Annotated in this window: 14 protein-coding genes and 2 tRNA genes; 14 read left to right on the top strand and 2 right to left on the bottom strand. The window is 40.8% G+C overall.

The window, feature by feature from the left end; genetic code table 11:
- The first annotated feature begins 37 nt into the window (after window positions 1-37).
- The 4 genes from MTT09_RS09025 (at window position 38) to MTT09_RS09040 (ending at window position 6,912) form a co-directional block, all read left to right on the top strand.
- The gene (locus MTT09_RS09025; RefSeq protein ID WP_429803581.1) at window positions 38-5,419 is read left to right on the top strand and encodes a hypothetical protein; all 5,382 of its coding nucleotides are present in this window, start codon (window positions 38-40) and stop codon (window positions 5,417-5,419) included.
- A 126-nt stretch (window positions 5,420-5,545) separates the two neighbouring features.
- A tRNA-Phe gene (locus MTT09_RS09030) sits at window positions 5,546-5,621 on the top strand.
- Window positions 5,622-5,651: 30 nt separating this feature from the next.
- A tRNA-Ser gene (locus tag MTT09_RS09035) sits at window positions 5,652-5,742 on the top strand.
- A gap of 147 nt (window positions 5,743-5,889) precedes the next feature.
- Window positions 5,890-6,912: a tyrosine-type recombinase/integrase gene (locus tag MTT09_RS09040; protein WP_188116270.1), complete on the top strand. Its 1,023-nt coding sequence runs from the start codon at window positions 5,890-5,892 to the stop codon at window positions 6,910-6,912.
- Window positions 6,913-7,189: 277 nt separating this feature from the next.
- On the opposite strand, the gene MTT09_RS09045 is transcribed toward MTT09_RS09040, so the two are convergent.
- Both MTT09_RS09045 and tupA read right to left on the bottom strand, forming a co-directional pair.
- Entirely contained in the window at window positions 7,190-9,433 is a 2,244-nt protein-coding gene (locus MTT09_RS09045; RefSeq protein ID WP_223227570.1) for a molybdopterin oxidoreductase family protein, read from the bottom strand.
- Between the two features lie 260 nt (window positions 9,434-9,693).
- On the bottom strand, window positions 9,694-10,512 hold the full coding sequence (gene tupA, locus MTT09_RS09050; RefSeq protein ID WP_002941321.1) for a tungstate ABC transporter substrate-binding protein TupA: 819 nt from the start codon (window positions 10,510-10,512) through the stop codon (window positions 9,694-9,696).
- A 75-nt stretch (window positions 10,513-10,587) separates the two neighbouring features.
- Here tupA and tupB point away from each other — a divergent pair, with 75 nt between their 5' ends.
- The 10 genes from tupB (at window position 10,588) to MTT09_RS09100 (ending at window position 20,211) form a co-directional block, all read left to right on the top strand.
- Entirely contained in the window at window positions 10,588-11,280 is a 693-nt protein-coding gene (tupB, locus tag MTT09_RS09055; RefSeq protein WP_429803582.1) for a tungstate ABC transporter permease TupB, read from the top strand.
- A 9-nt stretch (window positions 11,281-11,289) separates the two neighbouring features.
- Window positions 11,290-12,243, top strand: a complete 954-nt coding sequence (tupC, locus tag MTT09_RS09060) for a tungstate ABC transporter ATP-binding protein TupC (RefSeq protein ID WP_429803583.1) — start codon at window positions 11,290-11,292, stop codon at window positions 12,241-12,243.
- A 245-nt stretch (window positions 12,244-12,488) separates the two neighbouring features.
- Complete coding sequence (locus MTT09_RS09065) at window positions 12,489-13,184, top strand: TorD/DmsD family molecular chaperone (RefSeq protein ID WP_103614305.1); 696 nt, start codon at window positions 12,489-12,491, stop codon at window positions 13,182-13,184.
- Window positions 13,174-13,347 carry a twin-arginine translocation signal domain-containing protein gene (locus MTT09_RS09070; protein ID WP_021085020.1) on the top strand — a complete coding sequence of 58 codons (174 nt, stop codon included), beginning with the start codon at window positions 13,174-13,176 and terminating at the stop codon, window positions 13,345-13,347. Before MTT09_RS09065 ends, MTT09_RS09070 begins: the two co-directional genes overlap by 11 nt.
- Window positions 13,348-13,377: 30 nt before the next feature.
- Window positions 13,378-16,203 carry a formate dehydrogenase subunit alpha gene (locus tag MTT09_RS09075; protein WP_429803584.1) on the top strand — a complete coding sequence of 942 codons (2,826 nt, stop codon included), beginning with the start codon at window positions 13,378-13,380 and terminating at the stop codon, window positions 16,201-16,203.
- A gap of 1 nt (window position 16,204) precedes the next feature.
- Window positions 16,205-16,846: a formate dehydrogenase FDH3 subunit beta gene (gene fdh3B / locus MTT09_RS09080; protein ID WP_009294800.1), complete on the top strand. Its 642-nt coding sequence runs from the start codon at window positions 16,205-16,207 to the stop codon at window positions 16,844-16,846.
- A 219-nt stretch (window positions 16,847-17,065) separates the two neighbouring features.
- Window positions 17,066-17,848 (top strand): formate dehydrogenase accessory sulfurtransferase FdhD, encoded by a 783-nt coding sequence (gene fdhD, locus MTT09_RS09085; protein ID WP_429803585.1) that lies wholly within the window; start codon window positions 17,066-17,068, stop codon window positions 17,846-17,848.
- The gene (locus tag MTT09_RS09090) at window positions 17,841-18,584 is read left to right on the top strand and encodes a winged helix-turn-helix domain-containing protein (protein WP_429803586.1); all 744 of its coding nucleotides are present in this window, start codon (window positions 17,841-17,843) and stop codon (window positions 18,582-18,584) included. Before fdhD ends, MTT09_RS09090 begins: the two co-directional genes overlap by 8 nt.
- A 25-nt stretch (window positions 18,585-18,609) precedes the next feature.
- A complete protein-coding gene (locus tag MTT09_RS09095; RefSeq protein ID WP_002941192.1) occupies window positions 18,610-18,798 on the top strand; it encodes a hypothetical protein in 189 nt (62 codons plus the stop codon).
- An 87-nt stretch (window positions 18,799-18,885) separates the two neighbouring features.
- Window positions 18,886-20,211 carry an aminotransferase class V-fold PLP-dependent enzyme gene (locus MTT09_RS09100; RefSeq protein ID WP_429803587.1) on the top strand — a complete coding sequence of 442 codons (1,326 nt, stop codon included), beginning with the start codon at window positions 18,886-18,888 and terminating at the stop codon, window positions 20,209-20,211.
- Window positions 20,212-20,500 lie beyond the last annotated feature (289 nt).

Below are 20,500 nucleotides of genomic sequence, written 5' to 3' on the forward strand. Positions count from 1 at the left end.
CGATACTACAATACACACATTTTACAGGGATGAAAAAATGCCAAATTTTGACGCCATAAGGATCGGCGTTATCAAAAAGATCAAGGGTGAAGCCATCGCCATAAGCAGGGACGGCACTATGAGGGTGCTGCACAAAGGCGATGAAATTTACCTTGGTGATGATATAAAAACGAGCGAAAACTCGAACCTTACCATTGTTTTTGATGACGGCGAAAAGGCTTATGTCGGCTTTAGCTCGGTATTTCACACTATAAATGTCTTTGCTGAGCACAAAGGCGAGCTAGTCATCCCAAAAAACGCAAACATCCTTGAAAACCACAAAGAACACGCAAATGACGATGATCAAATCTCCCATCAAGAGCTATCTTCTCACGGCTCATCATCGCAATACTCTGCTTCAGTGGGCAGTGGTGGCATCAAATTTGAACTAGGTGGCCACTACTCAAATATCTATGACTTCTACACTGGTTTGCGCGCTCTTGAAGCTAGGCATGACGAGGTCAAATGGCCAGTTGGCGAGGCTAAGATCGGTGGGGTCTCATACGCTGGGTCTAACAAACTAGAGTCAAATACTAGTGCAACCAATAACAACGTCATAAACTATGACACATACATACCTCCTATCAATAACACATTTATAAATCCTGGCACTTATGTACCTCCGGAGCCAAACATCGTGCTAAATTTCAACCTCACAAGCGACACTGGCGAGAAAAAAGGCTTTTTAGGAGGAGCTCAGCTAAACTCGCTACCAAAAACTCCTGATGGCAAGAAAATCATCACAAGCATAGGCGTTGATATCCCAGACGTTGCCAAAAATGGCGACATCATCACAATAAAGACAAATATGAAAGGTGGTGGCAAAACTAGCAACTACAAAATAAATACTGCTACAAACGAGTTAATCCCAGTTGATAGCACTGGCACGCCTACTGGAGCACCTCCTATACCTATCGTAAATGGCAAGGCAGAGATCACTGAGGTTGAAATTTTAAACCATGGCAAAACAACCGTGACAAGCTCATACACCACTGGTGGCAAGACATTTACCGCGCCGCCAACTGCTTATGAGCTAAACGACACGCCGGCTATCTCAAAAGTGACAGCCACGCTTGATCTTGATAAAAATGGCGACGGCGTGATAGATGCGACCGAGCTAGGATATGGCAGCGGCACGCAAACTAGCGGTATGAAATTTATAGTGCCTGACGAGCTTAGCACTGGAGATAAGATCACGTTTAAGCTAAATGAACCAGGCAAACCACCAGTTGAGAAGAAATTTACGCTAGATAAAGAAAATGGCACGGCTACTGACGAGGACGGCAACACCTATACATTTACAACCGATGAAAATGGCGCGGTTAGCTTTAGCGTGCCAAACATCGCAAACATCACGGCAGGAAGCAGCATAGAAACTGGCGTAGTTGATAAATTTGGCAACGTCTCAGCCACAAGCACTACGCCAAGCAGCAATGTAAGTGACACCGTCAAAGTGACGCTAACAGCTGATAAAAACGGCGATGGGCTAATAAGTAGCGACGAGATAGGTGACGGCACTTCAAAGGTTGAGATAAATTTACCTCGCACCATAAAGCCAAAAGAGAGCGTCACTATCAACATAGGTGGCTCGCCAAAAGAATTTGTCGTAAGCGACGATGGCACAAGCGTTTATGATAAAAATAACCCAAGCGTAGTAGTGCCAATAGTTAATGGTAAATTTGAAGTGCCAGGTGTAAGCGTGCCAGTGACACCTAGCTCAAGTGTATCTATAAGCACAACGGTTAATGACGAGCATGGCACGCCAAAACCAAATGGCTCAAGCAGCCAAACAACCCCAAGTGTAGTAGTAACTCCACCTCCAAAATCAGCTAAGATAAGCTTTGATAGTGACTTGGGCTCTAGTAATAGAACACCAGATGGCAAGATAGACACTTCAGAAAATAGATACAATGACGGCGACCCAACAAAAACTGAGGCATCTATAAAAATCCCAAGCGTGATAAAAGAAGGCGATAAGATAGCCATCGATGTCACCAACCCAGACGGCAGTAAAACGCACAAAATTTACACATACACTAATGGCAAGATAATCGCCCCTGATCACAATGAAGTGCCACTAAATGATGGTAAATTTAAGATCACAGTGCCAATAGAGCATGGCAAAACCACAAGCATAACGACGACCATGATGGACAAGGCTGGCAACAAAGGCGAGAGCGACACAAATGAGATAAAATTTAGTGACAGCCCAGTGGCTAAATTTGTCAAAGACGCTGACGGAGATGGGCTCATAGATGACACCACCGGATCTATAACGACCTCTGATGTAAAGGTCTATCTCCCAAGTAGCGCAGTGCCAAAAGATGAGCTAAAGATAAGCATCCTAAACCCACTTACCAACAAACAATCAACCGTGAGCTACATCCTAGATGGTGACGGCGTGCATATGATAAACAAAAAAGATCCAAGCGATATAAAAGTGATAAGTGACGGCGCTATCACCATACCAGACGTGACGGTAAGTAGCAAGCGTCCGACCCTAGTCGATGCGACCCTTATAAAAGATGATGGAAGTGCAATATCAGGCACTTCAAGCGGTAGGCTATTTGCCTTTGGAGTGCTTGACTATATAGATGATGTAAAACTTGTTACAAAGATAGATAATGCCGATATCCACTCCGCAAAATACCTAAACGAAGAGAACTACGAGCATATCATCTCGACAAGCCAGTATGAGTCAAATTCGACCCAAAAGATAAACTACAACATCGCTCTTACGAATGACGAACAGCCATACATTAAATTTGGCATAAATAAGCCTGACACCACAAGTGATGGCAAGGGCTACGTGCTAATCGAGATAAAAGACGAAAATGGAGGTCTAAGCGATAGCTTTATAGCTAAGATCGAAAACAATACCGTCATAGCAGACTTTGAAAAGGTTGGCAAAAAGCTAGATAGAACTCACCACATCATAGACGCTACCTACGTAGGGACTGACGGCGTGCCTCAAAGAGATGATAACCTAACTATCACAGTCGATCTTGACTCAAAGCCTGACAAGCTAATAGAATCTGACTTTGATAATATAAAAAACAGCTCTGGCAACTACACTATAAATTTTAGCGGCAAAGGCGAAGCTGCAAACAATCCACACGATGAAAAATCAAAAGATGTAGAGGTCATAGACGCTGAGACATCTGAGAAGACGACACTAACACTTGATAGAAATTTAAGCTACTCTGGAAGCTTTAACGTAGCGCAAAACACTGGCAGTAAAAACTACATCGTTGAAAGACTAGATGATGCGGGAAATTTAGCCGTTCAAACCGTGACTATGGTGGCAAATAAAGGCCTTGATGTTGATATGTGGTTTTTTGACTGCACTAATACAAAATTTTGGTCGTATGACCCAGCAGTTACGACTGGTCCAAGAGCGGACAATATCTCACCTGGAGGATATGGATACCACGTAGCAAATCACTACGAGGCATGGACCAAATGGGCAGGAACTGGCGTAAGTGCTACTACTACTTATAATGAGCTTTCTTTTCAAGGAGGTAAAGACTGGAAGCTAAAATCAACAAGACCACACGCAGGTGAGCTAAACACAAACGATATAGCAAAGGTGGGTCACTCTCCAGAAGCAAGTGATACCGATCACACTGGGGCGCATTATAATCTAAACAAGACAGGAAACTACGTCCTTGAGGAGGCGGAGCCTATAGGAACTGATCTGATCATGAAAATGAAAGGTTGGATATATATAAAAGAAGATGGTCAATACAACATAGCAGCAAAGCACTTTCAAGATATGGTAGATGTAAAAATAGCAGATGAAAGTTTTGGAAAGTGGGCGTATTGGTTTGGTTCAGGCGACAATGGTCCTCACGGAGGCAATCATATTTATAATCTTAAAAAAGGATTTTATAGGATAGAGGTTGATTATGTTGATAGGACGCAAGATACATTCTTGGACATAATGATCAAGAAAAGGTCACAAAATGCTAGCGACTATAAAATAATAGGCTCAGAGGGTAGTGGCACGCACCTTTTTAGTGATAGCTATGTAAAAGCCCTACATGATAAAGGATATGTTAGCGATGAAAAAGATGGTCTTATAGCTGGTAAAAAAGGATATAGAAGCTTAATAAATCAAGAAAAAGATAGTAGTAAGCCGACAAAATATTTTGGCGATGACACGGATGACTTTAACAAAGTAATACATCTCAAACACAACACAGATACTCTTGAAGGAAGTAATCTAAACGATGTCTTTATCTACAATGGCAAGAGCATAGATGCAAAAGGTGGCGTAGATAAACTAATATTTGTTGAAGATACAAAATTAGAAAAGGTGAGTAATTTAAATGATAACCTAAAAAGCTTCGAACGCCTGCAGCTAGGCACAGAAAATCAAGCTGTTTCAATATCATTTAACACAAAAAATATTCTTGACATAATAGACTCTAGAACAACAAAGATAACAGAGGGCGAATACTCAACCCTAACAACCGTATCTGGCACTGAAAGCATAAACACAGTTTTAAAAATACTAGGGGATAGCAACGATATCGTAAAACTAATAAACGATGGCACAAACAAATTTGAATTAGCAACAAATGAAGAGGTGACTTTACTAAACTGGAAGCACAGCAAAGCCATAGGTGGCAGCTACAACAAAGTAGAAACTGACAGTAACGGACATGTAAGAGAATTTCAACCAGATTCGGCGCATAACCCAGATGTGTGGAAAACATATAAAGATGCAAGCGGTAAGCCAATTATCGACTCCTACGACACTCCGGTAAATCACGTCTATAAGGGCACATACACTGATGGAGCTAACACAAAAACATTTTTCGTTGAGATAGATAAAAATATCAAGATCACTCACGAGGGAGATGATCAAAACAATACATTTACCTACGAAGGCAACAAGATAGACGCAAAAGGTGGCGTTGATACGCTCATCTTTACTGAAAATATCGATCTTAGCAGAGTGGATGATCTAAATGATAAACTAAAGAGCTTTGAAATTTTACAGCTTGGTAGCAAGAGCACTCAGGCGGTTTCGATAGGACTGGATGCTAAAAGCGTGCTTGATATCATAGACCGACAAGTAACAGATGGTGGGCTAAAAAGTGTAAATACCGTGCTGAAGATCAAAGGCGACAATAACGACAAAGTGGCGCTAGAGGGCAAAGGCACTATCTTCACACAAGCAACAGACAGCGAAGTGGCAGCACTAAATTTAAAACATAGCGCTTCAGGCGATACGCACAACCAAGTAGACGTAGATGCTAGCGGACATGCAATAAATCAAGTCTATAAAGGCACATACGGCAGCGGAGCTGGCGCACAAACATTTTTTATCGAGATAGATAAAGATGTAAGTGTAGTAAATTTGGTGCATTAAATTTAACTCTGTCAGGCTAAAAATTATAGTTTTAGATTTAAATTTCTTAAAAACAAAAGCTTCTTGTATATTTTTAAACTTAGTTTAAATATTTAAAATGTATAATCCAATTTCTTTTATCAAGGTGGTTGGATAGCTCAGTCGGTAGAGCAGCAGACTGAAAATCTGCGTGTCGGCAGTTCGATTCTGCCTCTAACCACCATTTCTTTTTAATAAAATTTTTCATAAACATGGACAGATGGGTGAGCGGCTGAAACCACACCCCTGCTAAGGGTGCAGCTCTTAATCGGGGCTCGAGGGTTCAAATCCCTCTCTGTCCGCCACCAACACAATATTTTTTTTCCAAACTTCCCTAAATTTCGATGTTTTAACTGCATTTATTAGCAGATATTTTTGTCTTAAATTTCAGACAAATCAGCTTTGTTACAGAAAATTTGCACTTTTGTTACAGAAACTATTTGGATCATTCTATGAGCTCTAGATTGATCACCAAGGTTCCCAACAGACCAAATTTTTACTTTTTTGATACCGCTCTTAAAGATAGCAAAAAGCTAACTGTTAAATTTTGCCTTTTCACAAAAGATCTAGATGAGGCGGTAAAACTGGCAAATTCTATAAAAGCCGCAGCCAACGAAGCTCTTGCTAAAAAGATAACCACAACACATACAAACTCTAAAAGCCTAAGAGCCTTGATAAACATTAAAAGACTAAATGAGCGGTGCATTAAACAAAATGGCATATTTTTAGATGTTAGCGAATATAAAGAGCTCTCACAAGAGGTGATAGCTAAATTTTATAATCTAGTGGCTCCAGAAGAAAAGCTTGAAAAAGAGCTCAAAACATTATTGGATGCATCTTTAAATCCAAAAGAAACCTCGCCGCTATCTTTTGAAGCAGTAGCTAAAAGATATGCGCAAACAGAGTGTTTAAAGCTAAAATCTAGTGATAAGACCAAGGGCTATTATATTAAGACTGGCAAGCTCCTTGATGAGTTTTTTAAAGATCATCAAGGTAAAGAGTTTATCTACAGCGATGCTGAAAATTTTCAAACAACTCTAGCTAGCAAAAAGCTTAATAAAAAGACCATCAACAACTACACATCTTACTCAAAGAGGCTCTTTGACTATGCCATAAAGATGGGCAAGCTCACGACCAATCCTTTTAAAATGCTTACATCTTTTAAAATTTCAGCCGACGAGAAGTCACCAAAAGATAACTTTAGTCTAGATGAATTAAAAATAGTTTTTGCTACAAAAAGGCTTGATCTACGAAACTATATGATGTTTGCTCTTCATACTGGGCTAAGACTTAATGAAATTTGGCAACTTGATAGTAAAAGCGTAGGCGAAGAAGATGGCATAAAATTTATAAATGTTAAGACTGCCAAGCAAAAAGGAGGCGTTAGCAAATATAGGCAAATTACGATACATAAAAATATTGAGTATTTGGGTGACAATTCAAAAACAGCCAAAAATTTTGCCTTAGTCAGCTAAAAGAAAAATAATACCTAAACTCTCACGCCAATTAGTGATCACAGAATTTAAAAGTTAAAGCCAACAACGCTTTTAGCCGACGCATACAAGCTTTAAAAGTCTAAGAGCCTTGATAGATGTGAAAGAAAAAATAGAGATAGCACTTCATAGCAATTTTATAAAAACAACCCATTCTTACTATGAGATTTCATCTAAAACAATAGAAAAATTTAATTAATAAAAGTTGATTTGCTATGAAAATTTGAATTAAAAATTCAAGGGCATTGCGCCCTTGAAATTATGATCTAACAGGTGAAAGATAAGGTTTTTCAGAGTGCATAGACATCTCGTTTTGTTGTCTAAATGCTATATACTCTTCTTCGCTTAATTTTTTTATGTTAGCTATAGTGATCTTAAGAGGTGTGATACCTGAGAGTGGGTCGTGGTCTTGTGCGTTTGCAAGCTCGTTACCGTCAGCCTCACTATAGTGGAAAGTCGTAAATATCGTGCTTTCTCTAAGGTCAGGATTTACGCGAAGTTTAGCTGCGATCCTACCACGTTTATTCTCTACCATTGCGTAGCAGCCATCTTCTAGCTCTCTTTCTCTTGCGATATCAGGGCTTACTTCGATTAGCGGACCTTCGATACCAGCACCATACTCTAGCGGTGGGCACTCTCTTGTCATCGTACCAGTGTGGTAGTGATAAACTTTTCTACCTGTTGTAAATAAGCAAGGATAGACCTCATCAGGTACTTCGCTCATCGCACCTGAGCCTACTGGATAGCCATCAGGTATATGCATTTTGGCTTTAAATTCAGCCTCCATGCTCGCACGCTTATCTTTATCGTCAGCGTAAAGTACTGGAGCTAGGCGGAATTTACCATCAGGTAGCATTGATTTGTGATCGGTATAGAGATCAGGTGTGCCTGGGTGATCTTCATCAGGGCATGGCCAGCTGATGCCACCTAGTTTTTCAAGCCTATAGTAGCTGATACCGCCGAAGAATTTAGGCATTAGTTTTCTAAGCTCGTCCCAAACCTCTTCTGCGCTTAAGAAGTCAAATCCCTCAAGTCCCATAGCTTTTGCGATGTTGCAAACTACTTTCCAGTCAGGCTCTACGCCACCTACTGGTTCGCTTGCTTTTCTAGTTCTTTGAACGCGGCGAGATGTGTTGATAAATGTTCCATCTTTCTCGCCCCAACCAGCTGCTGGTAAGACGACATCGGCCTTTTGAGCACTTTCAGTGAAAAATAGATCTTGCACGATGAAACAGTCTAGGTGATGCGTAGCATGCACAAAGTGCTCTGTCCAAGGGTCACTCATAACAGGGTTTTCGCCGTAAACGTAAAGCACTTTTAGCTCGCCGCTATCCATCTTATCAGGTGCGTATGTTAGTTTAAAGCCGGGCACTGGATTAAGCTCGAAGTGCCAAACTTTGCGAGCTTGCTCTTGTGCGTAAGCGCTATTTACTGCACCTGCTGGGATGACGTTAGGTAGTGCGCCCATATCGCATGAGCCTTGAACATTGTTTTGTCCACGAAGTGGATTTACTCCAGCGCCTTTTTTACCTAAATTTCCTGTTAGGATCGCTAAATTTGAAAGCGAGAAGACATTTGATGTGCCGTCGCTAAACTGAGTGATACCCATAGTGTAGCAAATAGCAGCACTGCCAGCTTTTGCATACATCCTAGCAGCCTCAGTGATAAGCTCTTTTTTGACGCCAGTCTCACGCTCAAATCTCTCAGGAGTGAAGTCTTTTACCGCTTCTTTTAGATACTCAAAACCCTCTGCATATTTTTCGATAAATTCTGTATCTTGTAAATTTTCAGAGATGATGACGTTCATCATTGTATTTAGTGTTTTGATGTTTGAGCCAACTGGAATTTGCAAGAATATATCGGCTTTTTTAGCCATATCGGTGCGTTTTGGATCCACAACGATCATTTTTGCACCACGCTCTAAGCCTCTTTGCATCTGCATAGCGATGATAGGGTGGCATTCGCTTGTGTTTGTGCCTATTAGTAAAAATACATCTGTATCAGTCGCAAATTCAACAAGATCGTTTGTCATCGTTCCGTTTCCAAGGGTGCTGGCAAGACCTGCCACTGTTGGAGCGTGTCAAAGACGAGCGCAGTGATCTACGTTGTTACTTCCTAAAGCACGAAAGAATTTTTGAAATACATAGTTGTCTTCGTTGTTTGAACGAGCCGAACTAAAGCCCATGATAGAGCTTGGACCATATTTTTCAACGCTATTTTTAAAAGTCTTTCCTAAAAATTCATAAACCTCTTCAAAGCTAACCTCTTCAAGTTTGCCCTCTTTGTTAAACTCTCCGTTTAGTTTTCTCATCATTGGTTTAGTTAAACGTTTTGGAGAATTTACAAATTCCCAACCAAACATACCTTTTAAGCACAACTCGCCGTCATTTACATGATGGTTGTCTGTTGGCTTCGCATCGACTATCCTACCGTTTTCTACGATAAGGTCTATGCCGCAACCAGTTCCGCAATACGGACAGGTTGTTTGAACAATCTTTTGCATAGATTTCCTTTCAAGTAATATTTCTAATAACTCGGTTATTATATACCTTAGAATATAAAATTATTTTTAAAACTAATATTTTTTTTTAATTTTCTTTTAAGTAAATATGCAAAATTTGCATATTTCTTTGACGCTGAATTTACGGAGCTTTTTGCTGTTTTTGTCTTATTTTGAATTTGGTTTTTTAGTTTAAGTGATTAAAAATAAATTTAAAAAATATGAAAATTTATAAAAAAATGGGCGATTGCTCGCCCTTTGAATTAGTTTTTGCGTGTGTTTGCGTCTGGAGTGAAAAGTGGCTTATCAAGAAGTTTGAAGTCGCCTATAAATTTCTGACCCTCTTCGCTTGTCGCCCATTTTATAAATTTCTCTGCATTCTCGATGTCAGTTTTAGGGCAGTGTTTTGGATTTACTGCGATTAGAGAGTAGAAGTTTTTAAGGTCGTTGTCGCCCTCGTTGATGATGACCATCTCAGGATGACCTTTTTGGTTTGCTTCATATTTAATGTAAGTACCGCGGTCAGTAAATGTAACGCCTTTTTGCTCAGCAGCAGCATTTATCGTAGCTAGCATGCCTTGACCTGTTTGCATATACCAGCTATCTTTTTCAGGGACTTCGCCAGCGATCTTTTTCCAGATGCCTTTTTCTTTATTGTCTGTGCCTGATTTGTCACCACGTGAGAAGAATTTGATACCATCTTTTTTGATGAGCTCAAAGCTTTGTTTGATATCTTTACCTTTAAATTTATCAGCGATTGATTTATCAGCGATAACGACGAAGTCATTGTACATTACGGCATTTCTTTTTAAGCCAAAGCCTTTTTCTACAAATTCTTTCTCAACTTTTGGTGAGTGAACGAAAAGTATGTCAGCGTTGCAGTCTTCGCCAAGCTTTAGAGCTGCGCCTGTACCAACAGCTGTCCATTTTATATCAACACCTGTTTTTGCTTTATAAGCTGGATAGATCGCATCAAGCAAGCCAGTGTTATCTGTACTTGTTGTAGTCGCCATGATTAGTTCATTATCAGCGCCAAACGCCAAAACTGCGGCTGCTAGTGAGCCTAAAATAATCTTTTTCATTTTTCTCCTTTAAAAAAAATTGTGATATTATAGCACATTTAAAATAATCTTAAGAAATATGCTAGGAAAGAATAATTGGATTTTTTACTTAATGGCTTTACAGAAGCCTTTAATCTACTTTTAAACGGCAACCTTGAAACATATTCAGCCATAAAGGCTACCCTTTACACATCAAGCGTGTCGATACTTCTTGCTGTTATTGTGGGCTTTCCACTTGGTTTCATGCTTGGCTTTTATGACTTTAGGGGCCGCAAAATTTTACGCCTTTTAAGTGACACGGCTCTTGCCATGCCAACAGTTGCGATCGGTCTTATTTTATATGCATTTATCACTAGAAACGGCCCGCTTGGCAGCTTAAATTTACTCTTTACGCTAAAAGCGGTCATGCTGGGTCAGTTTGTGCTTGCCCTTCCTATCATCATCTCGCTTACTGCAAGCGTGGTTGAAAATATGGAGAAAAAGCACTATCTAACTATCCTAAATTTACGCCTTGCGCCAGCAAGGCTAGTTTGCTGTGTGCTTTACGAGCTGCGCTACGCCCTTATGGTCGTTATCGCCACCGCCTACGGCAGGATCGTGGCTGAAGTGGGCGTTGCGATGATGATAGGTGGCAACATCAAGTACTTTACTAGAACGATCACCACAGCCGTTTCGCTTGAGACGAACAAGGGCGAATTTGCCATGGGTATTGCGCTTGCCATGGTTTTGATATTCATCGCATTTTTAGTAAATTTAGCGATCTTTGCGCTCAAAAAACTAGATAAATAGGAGCAAATTTTGATAAAGATAAGAAATTTACACCTAAGCTACGGCAAAAGCGAGATCCTAAATATCCCAAGCCTTGATATAAATACTAAAAAGATAACCGCTCTAATGGGCAGTAATGGCAGTGGCAAAAGCACGCTAATAAGAGTGCTCTCACGCCTGCAAAGCCAAGATAGTGGCGAAATTTCACTTTGGGGTGAAAATAGGCCAAGCCTTGAAATGCTGCGTAAAATTTGCGTTTTGCTGCCTGAGCCTGCCCTTTTAAAAAGAAGTGTTAGAGAAAATTTCAAAGCCATTTTAAAAAGTAGAAATTTACTAAGCGAATTTGAGGAGCGAACCAGCGAAGCACTCGCTCTTGTGGGACTTGATGAGAAATTTTTAGACAAGCGCCACTTTGAGCTAAGCTCTGGTCAGACGCAGCGCATCGCATTTGCACTTGCACTTTCTTTAAGGGTGCCATTTTATCTGCTTGATGAGCCGACAAATAGCGTTGATATCGGCACTTCAAAGCTCTTTAGCAAGGCCATAAATTTGATGCACGAGAGATATGGCTGCGGCTTTGTCATCGCAAGTCACGACGAGAAGTGGCTTAGCATGCTAGCAAACGAGTGCGTGTTTTTACACAAAGGCAAGGTCTGCGAGTTTGAATACAAAAATATCTTCGAGATAGAGGATGGTGTGCTAAGCTTTGGCGACGAAGCAAAGTTAAATTTGCCTTTAAATTTTAAAGGCAAAAGTAAAATCACGATCAACCCAAGCAAGATAAAAATTTCTAAAATAGGTGGTGAGGGTCAAATTTCAGGGATTTTGCACTCGGCCTCGCTCTACATGGGTGATGAAAAGCTTTTGAAGGTCAAAGTTGGCGACTTTTTGATCAAAATTTTTAGCCACGATGATGAAATTACAAAGATCGGCGAGAGGGTATTTTTAGAATTTGAAGATGGCTCTATGTTAGCTTTGGAGTAAAATTTACTCCCACTCTTTAAATTTAGTCCAAATTTAAAAATGGATATCAAAAAATAGCTAAATTTTAATAATCCTGCTAAAAAATCATATCTTATATAACTCCCTAAAAATGGCGTTTTTAAATATGCATATAAGGCATATTTAAGCTTTTTTTAACTTTTCTAATTTATTTTATTTTAAGCCACATTAATAAGGCAATTAATTGTATAGTTTCAGTGTCGTTAAAAAACTATTTAAGGAAAAAGGTGAGCACAAAAGAGGAATTTGCAGCTGGCAGAAAACTTTACTACGCTACTTTCTCTAAATTCTTCGTATTTAGTGAAGATGAAAAGAGATTTGATGGTCTTAGTAAAATGCTTGATCTCATAGAAGAATACAGCCTAAACGATGAAGTATCGCGAGCTGTTGCAAATATAAAAAGTAAATTTAATGAAAAAAATCCAGAGAATTTGATCACCGAATTTGATGACATTTTTCACACTCCGCCAAGTCCGCTTCGAAATTCGCTCTCTTTTTACGATGAGGGTTATGAAGTGGGTCATGCTTGTGCTGATGTGCGTAAAATTTTGGCTAAGACAAACATCAGAAGAGATGAGAGTAAATTTAAAGAGAATGAAGATAATGTAGGCTTTGTCTTTACACTTATGAACGAGTTTATCGGTAAATTTGACGAGTGCGAAGAGGAGCTTTTTAAAAATATTATAAATCCAAACATTGATGAGTTTATAGAGAATTTATATGAGCATAAAAATAGTGAAATTTACAAGGATGTGGCCGTTTTGCTAAACGAATTTATCGCGTTTGAGCGCGTGGCACTAAACTCACCAAAACCAGTCAAGATAGACCACAAAAAGAGCGATGGTCTTTCAAGATCTGAAAGCATAAGAAGAGAAAAAAATAGGATAAGAAAACTAAGAACGGAGGGTACATATGCAAAATAGACGCGAATTTCTAAAAAAAGTCGGTCTAGTTGGCGCTGTAGCAGCAAGCGGTGCTGTAGCAGCAAATGCTAATGAAAATTTAAAATCAGGAAAGAGTAAAAAGACCGAAGTGCTTTACAAAAGAAGCAAATACTGGGAACTTTACTACAAACAAGCAAAATAAAATTTGATAGAAATTTAAGAAAGGATGAAAATGTCTGAAGCTAGATTAAACACTACGCCAAACAACATCGGTCGTAGATCGTTTTTAAAAATGGCTGCATTAGCAAGTACTTGTGGCGCGGCCGGCTTTGCAGCAAGCAATGTCACAAGAGAAGCAACAGCTCAAGAGATGGCAAACCCATTTCCAGACTCAAAAATAGTAAAAACTGTCTGCACAGTTTGCTCTGTAGGATGCGGAGTGCTAGCAGAGGTAGAAAATGGTGTATGGGTGCGTCAAGAAGTAGCACAAGATCACCCAGTAAGTGCTGGTGGTCACTGCTGTAAAGGTGCAGACGTTATCGATATGGTGCGCTCACACTGCCGTGTAAAATATCCGATGAAAAAAGTTGGTGGCAAGTGGCAACGCATCTCTATGACGCAAGCACTTGACGAGATCGGTGCAAAGCTAAAAGCTTACCGCGAGAAAAATCCAGAGCAAGTAATGTTCTTAGGATCAGCAAAAGATAGCAACGAGCAGAGCTACTACATCAGTAAATTCTCTGCGATGTTTGGGACAAACAACCTAGATCACCAAGCTAGAATTTGACATAGCGCAACAGTCGCCGGTGTGGCGAATACGTGGGGTTATGGAGCTATGACAAATCACCTTGGAGATATCCAAAACGCGAAGTCTATCTTTATAATCGGTGCAAATCCAGCGGTAAATCACCCAGTTGGCTTTAGACACTTTTTAAAAGCAAAAGAGAATAATGGCGCAAAGCTGATCGTTGTTGATCCAAGATATACAAGAACCGCAGCAAAGGCTGATTATTTCGCACAAATTCGCCCAGGCACAGACATACCATTTATGTATGGGATGATGAATCTCATCTTTGAAAATGGCTGGGAAGATAAGAAATTTATAGATGAGCGCACATACGGCATCGATGAGATCCGCAAAGAGGCTGCAAAATGGACACCAGAAGTTGTTGAAGATGTGACTGGAGTGAGCGCTGCAACGCTAAAAGAGATCACAGAAATTTATGCTAAAAACCGCCCTGGCTCAGTCGTTTGGGCGATGGGTCTAACTCAGCACACAATAGGCAGCTCAAATACTCGTATAGCTCCGATCTTGCAACTAGTTCTTGGCAACATGGGCGTAAGTGGCGGCGGATGCAACATCCTAAGAGGCCACGACAACGTTCAGGGCGCTAGCGACATGGCAAACGCACCTGACAGCTTGCCTGGATACTACGCTAAAAACGAAGCTACATGGAAATATTTTGCCAAAATGTGGAAGGTGGATTACGAGTGGCTACAAGGAAATTTCGTAAAACCAGAGTGGATGATGAAGCCTGGATTTACCCTAGCTCGCTGGTGGGCTGGTGTGCTTGATGGCAAAGATGGCAACGACGCTATCGAAAACGCAGGCGATAGCCTAAAAGCTCTTGTAGTTATAGGTAACGGCATAACATCTACTGCACAGCAAGCAAAGGTTCAAGAGGGTCTTGACGGGCTTGAGCTTTTAGTGCTTATGGATCCATTTGTAAATGATGCTGGCGTTATCACTAATAAAAAAGATGGCGTTTATCTTCTCCCAGCAGCAACTCAATATGAAACTAGCGGCACAGTCGTAGCTACAAACAGAAGTGGTCAATGGAGAAGCCAAGTATGTAAGCCACTTTATGAGAGCATGCCAGATCATGAAGTTTTATTTGAACTAGCTAAACGCATAGGCTTCTATGATGAGCTAACTCGCACTATAAGGGACGCTGATGGTAAAATAGAGTGGCCAGAAGCTGCTACACGCGAGATAGCAAATATCGTAAAAAGTATCGGACTTACAGGCTGGACACCTGAACGCCTAAAACGCCACCAAGAGAACTGGGATAAATTTGATGAAAAAACACTTATGGGCAAAGAGGGCACTGATGTAGCTGGTGAGTATTACGGCTTGCCATGGCCTTGCTGGACGGAAAAGCACCCTGGTAGTCCAAATTTATATGATATAAGCAAACCAGTAATGCAAGGTGGTATGGGATTTAGAAACCGCTTTGGCCTAGAGCATAACGGCGTTAATCAGCTTGCCGCTGAGGGCTCTGCTCCAGCACAAGGTGCGATAAATGGCGGATATCCTGAGATAACTAAGAAAAATATCGAAGAGGTTCTTGGTATAAAACTTACAGATGAAGAGCGCGAAAAAATGGGCGCTACATGGGCGACTGATGGCAGTGGCATAATCGCTGAAAAATGTATGCAAAAGGGCATAGCTCCATACGGCAATGCACGTGCTAGAGCGATAGTTTGGACATTTGTTGATCAGATACCTCAGCATAGAGAGCCTATCCACTCACAGCGTCAAGATCTTGCGCAAAAATATCCAAGCTTTGAGGATAAACCAAATCACTACCGCGTATATACGAAGTATAAGAGCTTGCAACAAAGTAAGGACTTCTCAAAAGAATTCCCTATCAACCTTATTACAGCTCGTCTCGTAAATTTCAGTGGTGCTGGTATGGAGACGCGTGCTAGTAAGTATCTATCACGCATTACGCCTGAGATGTTTGCCGACATCCACCCAGAGCTAGCGGCTAAACATGGCATTAAAAATTGGGATTTTGTTTGGGTTCATTCACCTGAGGGCACTAAGATCAAGGTTCGCGCAAGGATCGTGCCATCGGTTAAGCCTAATATGATCTTCTTGCCATTCCACTGGGCTGGATATATGCAAGGTGTTGATATGACTGGAAATTTCCCTGAGGGAACAAGACCTTTTGCAGTTGGCGAGAGCGCAAATACCGTAACAAACTACGGATATGACATAGTCACTCAAATTCCAGAAACAAAAGGCGGTCTTTGCCGCATAGAAAGGGCATAATATGAGCGCATTTAACGATAACAATAGACTTAAATTTTACTGCGACACAGATAGATGCATTGATTGCAACGGCTGCGCAGTAGCATGTGATGAAGCTCATGAACTACCTATCGGCGTTAGAAGACGCCGCGTTATAACGCTAAATGAAGGTGTGCCAGGTAAAGAAATTTCAACGTCAATAGCATGTATGCACTGCGAAGACGCGCCTTGTTCGCTTGTTTGTCCGGTTGATTGTTTCTACATCAGAGCTGATGGCATCGTGCTTCACGATAAAGATATCTGCATAGGTTGTGGATACTGCTTATATGCTTGCCCATTTGGTGCGCCACAATTCCCTAAAGATGGTGCCTTTGGTGCAAGAGGCGTAATGGATAAATGTACCATGTGTGCAGGCGGTCCGCTACCAACTAATAGTGAAGAAGAGCGCGAAGTATATGGACAAGATAGAATTTCTGAGGGCAAGGTGCCAGTTTGTGCTGCGATGTGCTCTACAAAAGCTCTACTAGTTGGCGAGTCAGATGTGATCGAAAAAATCTACAATGACAGAGTTGCTGCAAGAGGTTACGGCGAAAAGAACCTAAAACAAACTACTGTTTGGAAGATCGCTTACTACGCTGGCGACAGACTAAAACTAAAAGCGTAAATTTATAGGTGCTTTTTGCACCTATAAAATTTGTTATTTTCTCTAATTTTATACTTTAAGAAATATGCCTATTTTGCATATCAAATTTTAATTACAATAACGTTTATTTCGTATCAAAATGTGTTTAAGCTTTTTGCTTTGTTTAAGCAAGTTTTTACTACAATCCAAAATTAAATTTAGCTTTTTGGGCTATCATTTGTGAAAACTTCAAGGAGCAAGATGGAACCGATTTATAAAACGCAGATCATCAAATATAAAGGCGAGCAAAAAGCGCAGGTTGATGATATCTTGGTGCGTGAGATCAAGCTTGAAATTTACATAAATGACAAAAAATTTGGTGCCGTTATGGCAACGCCAACGGATCAAAAGGCGCTTGCTGTGGGCTATTTGATCAGTGAAAACGTCATCACAAAGCCAGAGGACATAGCCGAAGTTAGGCTCTCAAGCGACGAGTTAAGCGTCTATGTAAGCGCCAAAGTGAATAAAAAACGGCTAGAGCAGTTTGACGAAGAAAAGGTCATAATAAGTGGCTGTGGCAGAAGCTCAACGGCAAATATCGACCCACAAGCGATGGCGGCAAGAGCTGTAAAAAGCGGGGCTAAATTTAACAAAGATATGATCCTTGCTCAAATGAGTGAGTTCTACACGCAGTGCGAGCTTTATGAGATGACTGGCTGCGTGCATACGGCAAAGCTTTTTGTGAGCGAAGATAAATTTTACATAGGTGAGGATATCGCTCAGCACAACACGATAGACAAGGCTGTTGGCAAGGCTGTTTTAGACGGAGCTAACTTAGCAAATTCATTTTTGATGGTGAGTGGCAGGCTTAGCTCAGAGATGGTCGCAAAGGCTGTTATGCACGGGGTGCCAGCGCTTATCTCAAGGACAGCACCGACTAGCCTTGGCGTGGTGATCGCTCGTAAATTTGAGCTGACGCTTTGTGGCTTTGCAAGGGGCGAAAATATCAACGTTTATAGCGGCGAAGAGAGAATTTATGAGTAAAAATTTAGAAGAGCTAATAAAACAAACGCTAAATAAAAGCGGCAAACTTGACTGCGGAACGGCTTTTAAGATCGCAAACAAGCTTGGCATAGAGGTTGGCGAGGTAAGCGACGAGGCAACCAGACTTGGCATCAAGATAGACAACTGCGAGCTTGGGCAGTTTGGCGCCCTAGATAAAGACCGCGGTAAATTTACATTGTCACTAAAACTAAAAGAAGTGAGCGACGAAAAGGGTAGAGTTTTTTGCAAAGATGCAAGGGATATGGCGGCGGCTAACGGCGGGCTAAAGACCATGCGATCGACGCTTAGAGACTACGGCTTTGACGTGAAGTACTGTCAGCTAGGCTGTTTTAAGGAAAAGAAAGGCAAAAAGATGAGAGTAAAGACAAAGACTTGGATAGAAAACGACGAAGGCGAGCTTATATTTGGCAAGGGCAAAACCGAGGTTTTAGACGTTATAGCCGAGGTTGGCTCGATATCAAAGGCAGCTGAAATTTTAGGTATGAACTATAAAAAATGCTGGTCGCACCTACAAATTTTGCAAAAAAATTTAAAAGAAGATCTCTTTACGACCAAGCAAGGTGGCGGAGATAGCGCTGGCACTACGCTAAATGATAGGGCCCATGAGCTCATAAACGCTTATAAACAGCTTCAAAATGACATCGAAGACTACGCAAATAAGCGCTTTAAAGAGCTATTTTTAAAACAAGACGAGAAGAAAAACGATAAAAAATAAACCAAATTTTTAAAAGGAGAAAAACATGTATGTAAAACTAAATGACAGGACTTATCTAAACAAAGATAAGATCACTAGAATCAAGATCGATAGCGTTCAAGACGGTATTCGTATCCGTTTCTACGAGGGTGCAAACCAAGTTGCTAAGAGCCAAAGATTTGAGAGTGAAGCAAAAGCTAACGAGTGGTTAGAGAAAAACTTCTTAAACAAATAAACACACGCGAGTGGGCGCCCTGCCCGCTTGTAACCTCACTTTATACAAAATTTCATTATAATCGCGCTTTTAACCAAAAGGAAAATCGTGCCAACCATAGATGAAGTAAGAAAAAATATCATTTTAAAAGATGGAATTTACTATTTTGACTACACGGCCTCAGGTCTTGCCTATGCGCCTATCGAAGATGAAATTTCAAAATTTTTAAAAACATACGCAAACACTCACTCAGACAGCAGTTCAAGCGCTGTGCTAACGCAAAAACGCTATGAAAACGCAAGGGCTGAGCTAAAGGAGCTTTTGGGACTTGATGAGAGCTTTTATCTAATAGCAACAGGTCAAGGCGCAACGGCTGCGATAAAGAAATTTCAAGAGATAATGGGAATTTATCTGCCACCAACAACAAGAGCCTTGATCGGCGAAGCAAATTTAAGAAGCGTAAATTTACCACTCGTGCTTGTTGGCCCCTATGAGCACCACTCAAACGAGATCAGCTTTCGTGAAGGGCTTTGCGACTGCGAGCGCACCTTGCTTGATGAAAACGGTGAGATAGACTACGTGATGCTTGAGAGGACGCTAAAACTAAACGCAAAAAGAAAGATCATCGCTTGCTTTAGCGCCGCCTCAAACGTCACAGGTGTGAAAACTGACTACAAGAAAATTTACTCGCTCGTTAAAAAATTTGGCGGGGTGGTGGCATTTGACTGCGCAGCGACCAGCTCGCATGAAATTTTAGACTCCGCCTACTTTGACGCAGCCTTTTTCTCGCCCCACAAGCTACTTGGAGGAGTTGGGAGTTGTGGTCTTTTGGCGATCAAAAAAGAGCTTTATACAAGCGATATCCCAAGCTTTGCAGGTGGTGGCACTATCGCTATTGCGACGCCATCAAAGCACCTTTTTATAAAAAATGCCGAGCAGCTTGAAGAGGCTGGCACGCCATCTATCTTGGGGCTGGTGCGAGCAAGCCTAGCTTACAGCCTGCAAGCAAGTGTCGGAGTGGAAAATATCAAAGCACGCGAAGAGGAGCTGGCAAATTTCTTTGAAAAAGAGCTTAGCAGCATCGAAGATATCACCATTTATGGTCCTAAAAGTGCAGAAAAACTGCCTATTTTTTCATTTAATGTGCGTGACATTTCGCCATATGACTTTGCCGCAACACTTAGCAACGACTACGGCATACAAAGTCGCGCTGGCGTGATGTGCGCTGGGCCTTACGCTTTTGATCTGCTAGGGCTTAAAGAGAATAAAATCTTAGAGAAAAAACCAGGTTTTGTAAGGGTGAGCATGCACTACACGCATACAAAAGAGGACGTGCTCTATCTCGTAAACGCTATCAAGTCGTCCATCAAAAAGCACCGCGAGCTTTGGGGCGAAGAAAAAGCGATGTATGAAATGTTTGGCGGGAAAATTTAGGCTAAATTTATTAGGTTTTGAAATTTAAACGTTTTGCTTTTAAACAGCCTCTACGACATTGGTTATGTTTTCTAAATTTAAACTGGCTTTACCTATATAAAATTTAGTCGGTCTGAAATAAAAATTTAAGATAGCCCACAAGCCTAACCATAAAGCTTACCTACTCCACTACTCAATAAAAATATTCAAATTTAACTTGTAACTTTAGTGGCGGTTACAACTTTTGATTTGCCCAAATTTTAATAGCAAAGTCTTTTAAAAATAGGTTTTGAAATTTAAACGCTTTGCT

The organism is Campylobacter concisus (assembly GCF_050447505.1).
Classification (GTDB): Bacteria; Campylobacterota; Campylobacteria; order Campylobacterales; family Campylobacteraceae; genus Campylobacter_A; species Campylobacter_A concisus_BP.